Annotated in this window: 13 protein-coding genes; 7 read left to right on the top strand and 6 right to left on the bottom strand. The window is 64.9% G+C overall.

Annotated elements, in window-relative coordinates:
- Positions 1-148 precede the first annotated feature (148 nt).
- Entirely contained in the window at positions 149-1405 is a 1257-nt protein-coding gene (locus tag KG104_RS01530) for an acyl-CoA dehydrogenase family protein (protein ID WP_207348382.1), read from the bottom strand.
- Between the two features lie 5 nt (positions 1406-1410).
- Positions 1411-2184, bottom strand: a complete 774-nt coding sequence (locus tag KG104_RS01525) for a 3-hydroxyacyl-CoA dehydrogenase (RefSeq protein WP_104104809.1) — start codon at positions 2182-2184, stop codon at positions 1411-1413.
- Positions 2185-2339: 155 nt separating this feature from the next.
- Between KG104_RS01525 and KG104_RS01520 the strand changes: the two genes are divergently transcribed.
- The gene (locus KG104_RS01520) at positions 2340-3464 is read left to right on the top strand and encodes a glycoside hydrolase family 76 protein (RefSeq protein ID WP_104055755.1); all 1125 of its coding nucleotides are present in this window, start codon (positions 2340-2342) and stop codon (positions 3462-3464) included.
- Positions 3465-3471: 7 nt separating this feature from the next.
- Here the strand turns inward: KG104_RS01520 and KG104_RS01515 are convergent, their stop codons facing one another.
- Together KG104_RS01515 and KG104_RS01510 are read right to left on the bottom strand one after the other, a co-directional pair.
- Positions 3472-4344 carry a class II glutamine amidotransferase gene (locus KG104_RS01515; RefSeq protein ID WP_104055754.1) on the bottom strand — a complete coding sequence of 291 codons (873 nt, stop codon included), beginning with the start codon at positions 4342-4344 and terminating at the stop codon, positions 3472-3474.
- A gap of 154 nt (positions 4345-4498) precedes the next feature.
- Positions 4499-5146, bottom strand: coding sequence for a YdeI/OmpD-associated family protein (locus tag KG104_RS01510; RefSeq protein WP_207348381.1), 648 nt, complete (start codon positions 5144-5146; stop codon positions 4499-4501).
- A gap of 115 nt (positions 5147-5261) precedes the next feature.
- Here KG104_RS01510 and KG104_RS01505 point away from each other — a divergent pair, with 115 nt between their 5' ends.
- Complete coding sequence (locus KG104_RS01505; RefSeq protein WP_104055750.1) at positions 5262-5801, top strand: NUDIX hydrolase family protein; 540 nt, start codon at positions 5262-5264, stop codon at positions 5799-5801.
- A 61-nt stretch (positions 5802-5862) separates the two neighbouring features.
- Positions 5863-6735: a DUF6707 family protein gene (locus KG104_RS01500; RefSeq protein ID WP_104055749.1), complete on the top strand. Its 873-nt coding sequence runs from the start codon at positions 5863-5865 to the stop codon at positions 6733-6735.
- 52 nt (positions 6736-6787) lie between these two features.
- Here KG104_RS01500 and KG104_RS01495 read toward each other — a convergent pair whose 3' ends face one another.
- Positions 6788-7837, bottom strand: a complete 1050-nt coding sequence (locus tag KG104_RS01495; RefSeq protein ID WP_237687250.1) for an FUSC family protein — start codon at positions 7835-7837, stop codon at positions 6788-6790.
- Between the two features lie 187 nt (positions 7838-8024).
- Between KG104_RS01495 and tgt the strand changes: the two genes are divergently transcribed.
- Complete coding sequence (gene tgt / locus KG104_RS01490) at positions 8025-9299, top strand: tRNA guanosine(34) transglycosylase Tgt (RefSeq protein ID WP_181032406.1); 1275 nt, start codon at positions 8025-8027, stop codon at positions 9297-9299.
- An 8-nt stretch (positions 9300-9307) separates the two neighbouring features.
- On the opposite strand, the gene KG104_RS01485 is transcribed toward tgt, so the two are convergent.
- A complete protein-coding gene (locus KG104_RS01485) occupies positions 9308-10048 on the bottom strand; it encodes a queuosine precursor transporter (RefSeq protein ID WP_104162010.1) in 741 nt (246 codons plus the stop codon).
- A 249-nt stretch (positions 10049-10297) separates the two neighbouring features.
- On the opposite strand from KG104_RS01485, the gene KG104_RS01480 reads away from it, so the two are divergent.
- From KG104_RS01480 to thiD, 3 genes are all read left to right on the top strand, one after another.
- On the top strand, positions 10298-10975 hold the full coding sequence (locus KG104_RS01480) for a TetR/AcrR family transcriptional regulator (protein WP_104055741.1): 678 nt from the start codon (positions 10298-10300) through the stop codon (positions 10973-10975).
- A complete protein-coding gene (locus KG104_RS01475) occupies positions 10968-11444 on the top strand; it encodes a hypothetical protein (RefSeq protein ID WP_207348379.1) in 477 nt (158 codons plus the stop codon). The genes KG104_RS01480 and KG104_RS01475 overlap by 8 nt, the downstream gene beginning before the upstream one ends.
- A 97-nt stretch (positions 11445-11541) precedes the next feature.
- Positions 11542-12387, top strand: a complete 846-nt coding sequence (gene thiD, locus KG104_RS01470) for a bifunctional hydroxymethylpyrimidine kinase/phosphomethylpyrimidine kinase (protein WP_104055736.1) — start codon at positions 11542-11544, stop codon at positions 12385-12387.
- Positions 12388-12417: the final 30 nt, after the last annotated feature.

The following is a 12417-nucleotide window of genomic DNA, read 5'->3' as shown; positions in this document are numbered from 1 at the left end:
GGATGCGGGTCTCCGCCAGGGATGCGGGGTCTCCGCCGGGGACAGCTGCCGCGCAGGCCGCGTCCCCGGCGGATCGGGCTGGTTCGTCGACGGCCTGATCCCTGCCCGGCCCATGGCAGAGCCAGCCCCATGGAAGAGCCAGCCCGCCCTAGCGCAGCGCCGAAATTCCGGTAATGTCCCGGCCCACAATGAGGGAGTTAATCTCGTAGGTTCCCTCGTAGGTATAGATGGCTTCAGCATCGGCGAAGATCTTTGCCATCCGGTGGTCGGTCACAATGCCGTTGCCGCCCAGGATGCTGCGCCCCAGCGCCACGGTCTCGCGCATCTTGGCACTGGCATAGGACTTGGCCAAAGCGGCCTGCGCCATGCCGCCGTCGGATCCGCGCACCCCCGCTTCCCCATCGCCGGTTCCCGGACCGCTCCTGCCCGCCTCCGAGGGATAACCTCCCCGTTCCAGCTCGGACACCCGGGCCAGCATCCCGGTGCTGGCCACGGTGTTTCCCAGCATGCGCACCAGTTGTTCGGTAACCAGCTGGAACGAGGCCAGCGGGCGGCCAAACTGTTGGCGTTCCACGGCATACGCCCGGGAAACGTCTACGGCTGCGAGCTGCGCCCCCACCGCCTGCCAGCCGACCATGATGCGCGAGCCGCGCAGGAGGTGTTTGATGTCCTCAAAGCTATCGATTCCCGCAAGCCGGTCATCTTCGCTGACCCGGACATTCGTCAGGGTAATGTCCGCGTTCTGCACGGTCCGCAGCGCCGTCTTGTTCTCGATCCGGGTGCGGTGGACACCCGGGAGCGAAGCATCCAGCAGGAAGCCCCGCACCTTGCCGGTTCCGGGTTCCCGTGCCCACAACAGCATGTAGTTACAGAAAGTTCCGTTGCCGATCCAGCGTTTGCTGCCGTTGAGGAGCCAGGCATCCCCGTCCCGGACCGCCGTGGTTTCCATCCCGCCGGCAACGTCGGAGCCGTGCTCCGGTTCGGTCAGGGCAAAGGCTCCGGTGATGCGAAGTGCCATCGCGTCGGCCAGCAGCCGGTCCTTTTGCTCTGCGGACCCGAAGGCGTGCAGGGCTTCCACGAACAAATCATGGTGAACCATGAAGAATGTGGCGATCGAGGTATCTGTCCGGGTCATTTCCGCAATGACCAACCCCGCAAACAGCGGGCTGTAGCCCTGCTGCACCGGAGTGGACAGTTCCAGCGCCGCCAGCTTGGGCAACAGCTCGGCAGGGAAGTACGCGTCCTGCCACCACTGCCCGGCATACGGAGCCACCTCGGCCGCCAAAAAGGTGCGCAGCTCGGCAAGCTTTTCCTGTTCGCGCTGGCTCAGCAGGTCCTCGAACGCATAAAAATCGGCATCCGGGAGCCCCGCAGCACCGGGCTGTCTTCCTTCATCTGCAGCCAACAAAATCAGCGCGGTCCCATCCGAATGGCGCCGTCCAGGCGGATGGTTTCGCCGTTGAGCATCTGGTTTTCGATAATGTGCGCAGCCAGTGCGGCGTACTCGTCCGGCCGCCCCAAACGGGACGGATGGGGCACCTGCTGCCCCAGGGAGTCCTGGGCTTCCTGCGGCAGACCCGCCATCATGGGGGTCTCAAAGATCCCGGGGGCAATCGTGACCACGCGGATCAGGTGGCGGGCAAGCTCCCGGGCGAGCGGCAGCGTCATGGCTGCAACCCCGCCCTTGGAAGCGGAATAGGCCGGCTGGCCAATCTGTCCGTCGAAAGCTGCGACGGACGCGGTGTTGATGATGACGCCGCGCTCGGACGTGCCGCCGGTCTCCACTGGTTCAGTCTCCGCCATGGCCTGAGCGGCGAGCCTGCTGACGTTGAACGTGCCGATGAGGTTCACCTGGATCACGCGGGCAAAGTCCTCCAGCGGCAGTACACCGTTGCGGCCCAGCACCTTGCCGGGGGTCGCGATGCCTGCACAGTTGACAGCCACACGCAGCGGTCCGGCGTTCATAGCGGCTTCCACCGCTGCTGCCATCTGTTCGGGGTCAGTGACATCACCGGGAACAAAGTGGGCGTTGTCGCCCAGCTCAGCAGCGTATGCCAGGCCGCCCGAGGAGGGCAGATCCACCAGGATCACTGACGCTCCGGCGTCGTACAACCTCCGGGCCGTAGCCCGTCCCAGCCCGGAAGCGCCCCCGGTAACAACTGCCGATGCCCCTGAAATGTCCATCCGTACTCCTGCGTCAAAGTTTGCGCCTGCCCCTGCGGCGGCGCCACTTGAGCCTACTGTGATCCGGCACACATCGCATCTTCGCGCTGATTTCCCCGGCCAGCCGCAGCCGCTTTAACTGTGACGGCAGACCTCACGGGGCTAGGGTGGTTCGCATGCTGTCCGAGCAACCGCTGCACGAGATCCAAGCCCGCGCCGATGACGCGGCGGCGTCTGTTGCTGCCGCCTTCGCCCGCCCGCTGCTGGGGCTTCCGGGAACCAGGCTGGCCGCCGTCGAAAGCCCGGCCCCGCGTCGCCTGCTGCCCGGGCCGTGGCATTACTGGTGGCAGGCCCACTACGTGGATGCGCTGGTTGACGCAGCGCTGCGCGGAGCTCCCGACGCCGTCGGGCAGGCCCACCAGCTCATCCGCACCATTCGGCTGCGGAACGGGTTGCGTGCCACCAACTGGTATTTCGACGACATGGCCTGGCTGGCCCTGGCTGTGGCCCGCTTCGATGCCCTCCTTCCCTCCCGGCCGGTACGGCGGTCCGACGACGGCGGAGCTCCCCGCCTGCCCGCGGCACGGCGCCATCCCCGGATGCTGGCTGCACTGACGGAGGCCCTGCGCTCGGCCCACACCATGGAGTTTGGCGGCGGGCTGTACTGGAACCGGCGCCGGACCTTCAAGAACACACCGGCCACCGGGCCGGCCGCGCTGCACTTTGCCCGCAGCGGTGAACGAGAGCGCTCCCAGGCCCTGATTGACTGGCTCAACTCCAGCCTCCTGGATGCCGAAACGGGACTGTACCTCGACGGCATCAAGGCGGGAGGAACCACGGCGGATCCGGTGGTGGAACGGGCTGTCTTTTCCTACAACCAGGGCCCGGTCCTGGGCGCCCTGCTGGAACTGGGCGGTCCGGCAAACCTGGCCCGGGCAGCCCAGCTCATCGATGCGGTTCACCGGGTGCTCACCCACTCCGGCACAGCGGTACTCGTCACCCACGGCACCGGTGATGCCGGCTTATTCACCGGCATCCTGGCCCGATATCTTGCCCTGGCCGCAGTGTCTCCGACCCTGCCGGAACGCCACCGGGAACAGGCCGCCGCGATGGTCAGCGCCACGGCTGAAGCGCTCTGGGCAGGACGGACAAAGCGGGGGCAGCGGACGGTCTTCTCTCCGCATCCGCTGGAGGCGGCCGAACGGCATTATCCGGGTGGAACCGGCGTCGGCCTCTCTACCCAGCTGTCAGCGTGGATTATTTTGGAGGCGGCGGCAAGGGTCCGGCGCGGCCACGGCTGAGACGTGCTCAGCCAACCTTCAGGGGCTGCTGTGACGCCGCAGCCGTGACATCCAGATCAGCCAGCGTCAACCGATACCGGGGTTCAGGCGGCAGCGGATTGCTGCTGTGAACCTTCAGTGACGGATCGATGTGCAGGACCTCGCCGGAGTCCATCAGCCGCCACTTGGGATTGTCGTCCATTTTCTCTGTGGCCAGCAGCACCGCAGGCCGCCGGCCTTCGGCCATTTCCTGGCTGTGCACGCTGATCCGCTGTGTGCGCATCCCCGCGTGGGGCTCGGATCCGGCGAGCTCCAGGACATAGAGGGGGTGCGTGTCCGGATACCGGACCGCCCACACGTCCGACCCGGTGGTCAGGATGATGTTCACCGCGAAAAGCCGCAGGTTTTCCGCCACCCACGCCAGCGCCGAGACGATGGCCGCTTCGACGTCGCCCCCGTTGCTGCGCGCCTCCGCCGTGATCAGGGCGAAGACCCGCTCGCTGTCGGTATCGCCCTTCACCAGGTCCATCACGCCAAGCTGCCGCAGCCGCGCCTCGAGCCGGTCCAGATCCTCCACCACGCCGTTGTGGGCGAGCAGGCGGTTGTCCTGCTCGAAGGGATGGGTGTTCACCAACAGGTTGCCGCCGGTGCTGGCATACCGCACATGGGCGAGGAACGTGGTGCTGGACAGATCCCGGGCTTCCGCGGCGAAGGCCTTGTCCTCGTAGGCTGCTATCGGAGCTTTATCCACCACCGGCCGCCCCTCGCCGTCGAAGGTTCCAATCCCGAATCCGTCAGCTTCCCGCCGGCTCTGCCGGGACAGGCTGTCCGGCGCCGTGAGGAGCCAGAAGGTGGCTTTGACGGGGGTTTTACCGGCGTGCATGCCAAAGAGACGACACATTGATGGTCCTCCGCAGATTTGCCGCAGCAAGGCTCAACTGCCGCGGGCTTGCTCAGTGTTGCTTGCATTCAAGAGTCCCGCGGGCATTTTCCAAAGACAAGAGTGCGCGGACACATGGGGACCACAGAGGTATGGGGACCCGGGCACGACAGGCTCAGGGCGGCGTGCGCCGCTGCGGATAGGGGGTCTCGCCGTCTGCCAGCATTTGGACGACGGCAGCAATCCTGCGTTCCCGTGCGGCAGCAGTCTTCAGCGTGCTGAGCCGAAAAAACAATGCATACCGGTTTTGGGAGTTCAAGATGTCATACGTTGCCTGCGCCTCGGGCACCGCGGCAATCGCAGCCACCAGGTCCGCGGGCATCACAGCTGTAGCGGGCCCCGCATAGGCTTTGTCCCAGCGGCCGTCGGCTTTTGCCTGCTCGACGGCGGCGCGCCCGGACGGTTGCATCCTGCCTTCAGCTTCCAGCTGTTCCACGTATCCCACGTTGCGCAGGCTCCAGATGCTGCGCTTGCCCCGCGGAGTGAACCGTTGAAGGTAGCTTTCGCCGTCGCGTTTGTTGGCCTGTCCGTCAATCCAGCCAAAGCACAACGCTTCCTGCAGTGCTCCGGCGTAGGACAGGTTTGTTACGGTCCCGCCCTTTCGTCCCAGAATCAACTGCACCCCGGGCGAGCTTGCATGATGAGCTGCCAGCCACGTGCGCCATGCCTCCGCGTGCGGGAGGAGCAGCTCGGGCAGCGGCGGCTTCGGCGGCGGCTTCGGCCGTGATTTTGGCGGTGGCGGCCGCGGGTCGCTGCTGGTCATCCTCAGAGCGTAAACCGGTCCCGCACCGGGCAAAAGTACCTTCGGCAGTTCAGCCGAGGGCCAAAGCGCCGCGCGTCGGCTGAGCGCGTTCCCCGGTTTGCGGTAAAACACTTCTATGAGTGTTCGTACCCCTGACCCCTATCCCGGCTGGCTTTCAGAAGATGAGCTCAGCGAGGCGAGGCAACGGCTTCCGATGGTCTATGTCGAAGCCGTTCCGGTTCGCTGCGATCCCCTGGGTTACGTCACGGAAGTGGGCCTGCTGCTGCAGGCCACTGCCGAGGGCAAGATGGTCCGGACCTTTGTCTCCGGACGCGTGATGTACCGGGAAACCATTCGCGCCGCACTGCTGCGCCATCTGGAAAAGGACCTTGGCCCGATGGCCCTGCCCCAGCTGCCGCCGGCGCTGGTTCCGTTTGCCGTGGCCGAGTATTTCCCCTCCCCCTCCCAGTCGGGATTGACCGATGAGCGCCAGCACGCCGTCGCACTGGCCTACCTGATCCCCGTCACCGGTGAATGCGACCCCCGGCAGGACGCCCTGGAACTGTCCTGGCTGACGCCCGAGGAAGCGCTAAGCCCCGACATTTATGCAGAGTTTGCGGGGGGACGCGGTGACCTGCTGCGGCAGGCACTGGCGTCGGCCAGCTGGGGCCGCTGAGTACCCGTTACAGCATCTTTATATACTGAGGGCCGACTGCTGCGAAGAGAAGGAATCTGCTATGCCTGAGAGCCAGCCGGAGTCTTACACATTCCGGGTCAATGCCGAGCTGCTTGCACCCGGGCAAATTCCGGTGCATGAAAGCACCTCACTGGCTCCGGTGAAGGACAGCTCCGTGGAGAATGACGACTTCGGCGTGCCCGCCCTGGTTCTCCTTGTTCTCGAAGACGGCATGACGCTGCGCCTGGCCTACGGCTCCTCCGTGCGTGTCCAGGCACCGGCACCGTCCGGTTCTCCGGCGGACGCGGTCCGGGTGGCACCGGTGGAGGAGGAGGACTACGCCGCAGTCGTTGCTGCGGCCGCCGCTGCGCACCCGGATGCGGACCGTGTCCAGGAAGTGGCTGCACGGCTCGGCCGTGGACTGAATGTGAAGTCCGGAAGCAACCTGCAGGACGTCCGGGATTTGGCACACACCCTGTACGTGGACCTGGACGACGCCGAAAACGCCCTGCAGGTCTGCAACATCATCACGGGGCTGCCCTTTGACGGCAACTTTGGCCGGTGGAACTGGATCCAGGGGGCCCTCTCCCTGGCCGCGCATATCACCCATGAAGCGGGCGACGAAGAAGCTTCAGCCGCCTATGCGCAGGCTGTCCGCGCCGGAGACGCAGCGGAAAGCGATCCGTTGAAGGCCAAGCTGGCCGCGGAACTGCTGCAGCGCCAGCTGAATGAACCCAACCTGTATGACCGGGAAATCCACCGCGCAGGGGAGGCCGGCGATGAACACGGCGAACGCGACTGGCGTGTCCTGAGGCTGGATGCCCTGCTGTACCTGCGCGCCCACGGCGGATCCCAAACGCTTTCGGAGCATGAGCTGGACCGGCGCATCCGCAACGAGCTGATTGCCGTCCGCGGCCTGAACCTCGACCTGTAGCGGGCCGGGGCCCGGTCTGTAGCGGCCGGGGCCGTCTGTAGCGGCCGGAACCCTAGGGACGGCTCGCGGACGGCAGCTGCCCCGAAGCCGCTTCCGGATGCGCACGGCGACGCGTGCGCCGGCTGTGCAAGTGAATGATCAGGACCATGACCATTCCCACTGCCGCTCCGATAACCGTCTCCACTGCCCGGTCCTTGATCAGCAACGCCGAGTTGCTCGGATGCGCCAGCTCGGTGCTGACCAGTGCCAGCGGCGTGACGACCACCTGGGCCAGTGCATATTGCCGGACCACAAGCATTTCCGCCCCAAACTGCAGCAGCGCAATCACGACGACCATTTGCCACGGTTCCAGCCCTGGCAGCAGAATCAGTGCGGTCAGCACCAGCCCGGCAAAGGTCCCCAGGATGCGGTGCAGGCCCCGGTAGAGCCGGTGGCGCACGCCCACCCCCACCAGCGGCACGGTTGCCGCAACCATCGCCCAGTAATTGTGGCCGATGCCCATCAACGTGGCGATGGACCCGGCAACCGCGGCAGCGATTGCGTAGAGGCCCGCGTCGATCCATACGGTTCTGCGCTGGGCGGCAGTAAAGCGGGGCCTTTCAGGCTTCACCCACGGGGTGCGGTGCGCAGAATGGAGCCGCCCGGACAGGCCGAGCAGCACGGAAAAGCTAACAGTTCCCACAGCCACCAAGAGTGCCTGCCACACGGGCGGCTGGTTCGGCACCGAAGAGATGGCGGCGTAGGCAAAAATGTGGAACAGTGAACCGGTGGGACGAAGCCGCCAGAACCCGGTGCCAAGTGTCCCCAGTCCCGCCACCGCGGTGGTGCCCAGGACGATTCCCCACGCGTCCGGCTCCAGCCGGGAGGTCAGCGCTCCGGCGGTGATGACAGCGAGCATCAGCGCACCGGCCCGCAGCTGGTGGCCGAACCGCTGCCGATGCGGCTCATTCCGGCCGTAGATGCCGGTAAAGGCACCGAAGGTGGCAAAGATGGCCAGGTCAATCCGGCCGAAAGCCAAGAGCAGCAGCAGGGGAATCCCCACCCCCAGACCGCAGCGCACCGCCACCTGATGATCATTGTTGGCGGGTGCGATCCGGAACATATCGCGCAGCAGGTTCAAGAGGCAGCTTTCAGGTACGTTTTGCAGGTGTCTGGGGTGCGGCCGATGCCGGCCTTTCCACCGTACGCCCGCCTGTTGCCGCACCCGGAAATATGTGGCGCGCATCCCAGCCGGAACGTCCCGGGCTCCGGCGGACTGCCGACGTCGGCGGGTAAGGCAAAATGGAGGGGTGTCCTCCTCAACATTTTCCTTCGCCCTCGGTAAGCGCCTGCGTGAAACCACTGCCCCCTCAGCTGAGCAGACGCAGGCCAACGGCGGTGAGTTCCAGGGCCGCACCGGCACCATCACCACGCCGCACGGCGAAATTGCCACTCCGGCCTTTATTGCCGTAGGCACCAAGGCCACGGTCAAGGCGGTCCTGCCCGAGTCCATGGCGGACCTTGGCGCACAGGCGCTGCTGGCCAACGCCTACCATCTGTACCTGCAGCCCGGTCCGGACGTGCTCGACGCCGCGGGCGGGCTGGGCAAGTTCATGAACTGGTCCGGTCCCACTTTCACCGACTCGGGCGGTTTCCAGGTGATGAGCCTGGGCGCCGGCTTCAAGAAGGTCATCAACATGAATGCGGACGGCACCACGCACGCAACCGGCGCGGATGACGCCGTCGCCCCCGGCAAGGAACGCCTGGCTCACATCGATGACGACGGTGTCTGGTTCAAGTCCCACCTCAACGGCGACAAGCACCGCTTCACGCCCGAGGTGTCCATGCAAGTGCAGCACCAGATCGGCGCCGACATCATGTTCGCGTTCGATGAGCTGACCACGCTGATGAACTCCCGCGAATATCAGGAAATGTCACTGGAACGCACCCGGCTGTGGGCTCTGCGCTGCATCGCCGAGCATCAGCGGCTCACCGAGGAGCGCGTCGGAAAGCCCTACCAGGCGTTGTTCGGCGTCCTGCAGGGTGCCCAGTATGAGGACCTGCGCCGGAAGGCTTCCCGGGATCTGGGCGCCATGGACTTTGACGGGTTCGGTATCGGTGGAGCACTCGAGAAGGAAAACCTCGGAACGATCGTGCGCTGGTGCACCGAGGAACTGCCCGAAGACAAGCCTCGCCACCTGTTGGGGATTTCCGAACCGGACGACATCTTCACCGCCATTGAAAACGGTGCCGACACCTTCGACTGCGTCTCCCCCACCCGCGTGGCCCGCACGTCGGCGTTTTACACGCCGCACGGGCGGCTGAACCTCTCCAACGCCCGCTTCAAAAAGGACTTCACTCCCCTGGTGGAGGGCTGCGACTGCTATGCCTGCGCGCACTATACGAAGGCGTACATCCACCACCTGTTCCGGGCCAAGGAAATGGTTGCCTCCACCCTGGTGTCGATCCACAATGAACGCTTCACGGTGAAGCTTGTGGACGACGCACGGCTGGCCATTGAAAACGGATCGTTCTTCGACTTCAAGGCCGAAACGCTCGGGAACTATTACAGCGCCAAGGTCTAGCCGGCAGCTCAGCCTTCCGGCGTACCGGCAGGCACTGCAGCGCCGTAACTTGGTTCGCGCTTCTTGATGGCCTTGATGACCACGGCGGTAACCGGAACAAACAGGAACTCAATGAGCGTCTTGTAGACGAAACCGAAGATCACGTAATTGATGAAGCCGCCGGCGTCGGTGATGCCGATGACCGGCGCGGCAATGGCGCAGAAGATCAGGGTGTCGGCGAACTCTCCCACGCCGGTGGAGGCCATGAGCCGTCCGATCAGTGCCCGTTCCCGGAACTTTTCCTTCATTCGGACCAGGACCCAGGAATTCAGGGTTTGTCCGGCCAGGAAGCCGAGCAGGCTGGCCAGCACGATTTGCCACACCGGGCCCAGTGCCAGCTCCAGCGCCGCCTGTTTGGCCTGCCCGTAGTCGTCGTCGAATCCCGGCAGTGCGATGATCACGGCAAAACTGGCCGCAGCCAGTGCCGCAACCGCAAAGCCCGTGAAGATGGCCCGCCGCGCCGCCTTGAAGCCGTAGACCTCGCTAATGACGTCGCCAAGGATGTAGGCCAGCGGGAAGAGGAAAAACCCGCCGTCGGTCACGATGCTGAAGTCGCCGAAGAACGGTCCCAGCACCACGCCCTTGGTGGCACCGATATTGGAAATGACGATCACCACGCACATGAGCGTCAGGATGATGTCGTAATGAGAGCTGCCGCGGACGGCAAATGCCGGAGCAGGCGCCGGATCGATGCCGGTGGAGGTGTGCATGGGTCTTCCGTTTCCTAGTGGTTCGCCTGGCTTCCGCCGGCTGTATTAGCACTGTGCCCGCTGCACCGGGCGGCCCGCAGGGGGCCGCCGTCAATTCTGCCACGTTCTGTCCGGCCGCACCGCCACCGTCTTTTTTGAACAGGTTCAAAAAGGTGCTGTATTCTTGCAGGCGTGCCGGAAACCGGGCGCACATAAGCGGATCTGCGCCTCTAACCGAACCAGCGCCAACAACTGAACTAAGGAGCGCTGATGACGGCGACGGTCAAGAGTGAAAAGACCCGACGGCTGTTGGTTGATTCCGCCCTCACCCTGTTCCGCACCCGGGGCTACGCCGACACCACAATGCGCTGCATCGCCGAAACGGCAGGGGTGTCAGTGGGCAATGCGTACTATTACTTCCGTTCCAAAGATGAACTCGTTGCCGAGTTGTACCGGCATCTGCAGGATGAACACCGCAGCGCCGCCCTGCCCCTTCTTCGCGACGGACACAACCTGGGTGAGCACCTGCGCCTGATTCTGTTGGCCAACTTGGACGTCATGGGACCGTTTCACGATTTTGGCGCCCATTTCCTGCGCACTGCCATGCCGCCGTCGTCGGCCTCCCCGCAGGGCAGCCGCGCCGGTGCGGATACGGGAGTTGGCCGGGCCAAATCGATCGCCATGTTCCGTCAGGCCGTCACCGTGTCACGCCCGCAGCCGCCGCTCGCCATCCGCGACGACCTGCCCGAACTCCTGTGGCTGGTGCACATGGGGGTGACACTTTTTTGGATTTATGACCGCTCGCCGGGACAGCGCCGCTCGCGCCGTTTGGTGGAGAACGTCGCTCCGCTGGCCGCGAAGCTGGTCATCCTCTCCCGCCTGCCCGTGGTTCGCAATATTGTGGAGGATGTAGTCCACCTCTTCCAGGGAGCCCGACGCGATGACTGACAAAGGCGGCGACGACGTCGTGCTTCCGCCCGCGTTGATACCCGCCCAGGCGTCTCCCGCCGCCGTTGCGACACAGCACCAATATGTTCCACCCGGCCCGCTGGCCGTCGCTCTGGGATACGGAGTTGCCTGCATTGTCCTGGCCGCAATCGCCACAATTGTGGTGGGGTGGGGGACGTCCCGGGACTTCTGGGGCTACGTTTGGACCGTTATTGTGGCCGCCTTCTACGCAGCCGGTCTCGGATTGTTCACCGCACTTCCCCTCGCCCTGCTTCTGGGATGGTTCCTGCGCGGCGTCCAGCACCAGGGCCTGCATGTACTCGCCTTCTTCATCGTGCCGCTGTTGCTCGGCTGGGTCATCATCGGGCTGAGCGTTCATGCCGTCCTGGTGCCGCTGCTCATGGGTGTTGCCATCGGATTGGCCATGGCAGCCGGCCGGGCGACCATCTGGCCTTTCGCCCGCGCCTAGCTTCCGGTTCCGGGCCTTGTTCCCGCCTCAAACACCCCGCCTGTCCGGCATTAAGCCGCGGTGGCACCGAAGATCGCTTTGGGTGGAAGATGGACTCATGTCTGCTAACACACACTCTGCCGAAACAGCCTCCCCGGCCGTCACCCTGACTATTGCCGGCTCCGAGGCCACCGGCGGCGCCGGCGCCCAGGCCGACCTAAAAACGTTCCAGGAACTCGGAACGTACGGGATAGCCGCCCTGACCTGCATCGTTTCCTTTGATCCGAAAGATAACTGGAGTCACCGCTTTGTCCCGGTGGAACCCCAGGTCATCAGTGACCAGCTCGAGGCCATCCAGACCGCCTATGACCTGACCACTGTTAAGCTCGGCATGCTGGGAACGCCCGCCACGATCGACACCGTTGCCAAGGCCCTCCAGAGCCAGGAATGGACCAACATCGTCCTTGACCCGGTGCTGATCTGCAAGGGTCAGGAGCCGGGAGCCGCCCTGGACACGGACCGGGCACTCAAGGCGCAGATCCTGCCGCTGGCAACCTTCGTTACCCCCAACCACTTTGAATCGATGTCCTTGTCCGGCATGGACTCCATCGAAAGCGTCGAAGACCTGCAGGAGGCAGCCCGCCGCATCCACGAAGCGTCCGGAGCCGTGGTACTCGCCAAGGGCGGAGTACGCCTGGAGGGCGACGACGCCGTGGATGTGTTTTACGACGGCCAGACGATGGAAGTGCTCCGGGCGCCCAAGGTCGGCGAAGTGGCTGTCAGCGGCGCCGGCTGCACCCTGGCGGCAGCCATTACTGCCGAGCTCGCCAAGGGAGCCACCCCGCTGGAAGCGGCGAAGACCGCAAAGGCTTTTGTGACCGAGGGGATCCGGAACCGGGTTTCCTCCCACACCCCGTTTGACGCCCTGTGGCAGGGTAACGCGGGGAATGGCCCGGCGCTGTAATAACCCTGCAACTTTGGTCCGCAGAAGGTA

This window comes from Arthrobacter sunyaminii, assembly GCF_018866305.1.
Lineage (GTDB): Bacteria > Actinomycetota > Actinomycetes > Actinomycetales > Micrococcaceae > Arthrobacter_B > Arthrobacter_B sunyaminii.
Note: the sequence above shows the minus strand (reverse complement) of the source record. Positions and strands in the feature narration are given on the sequence as shown.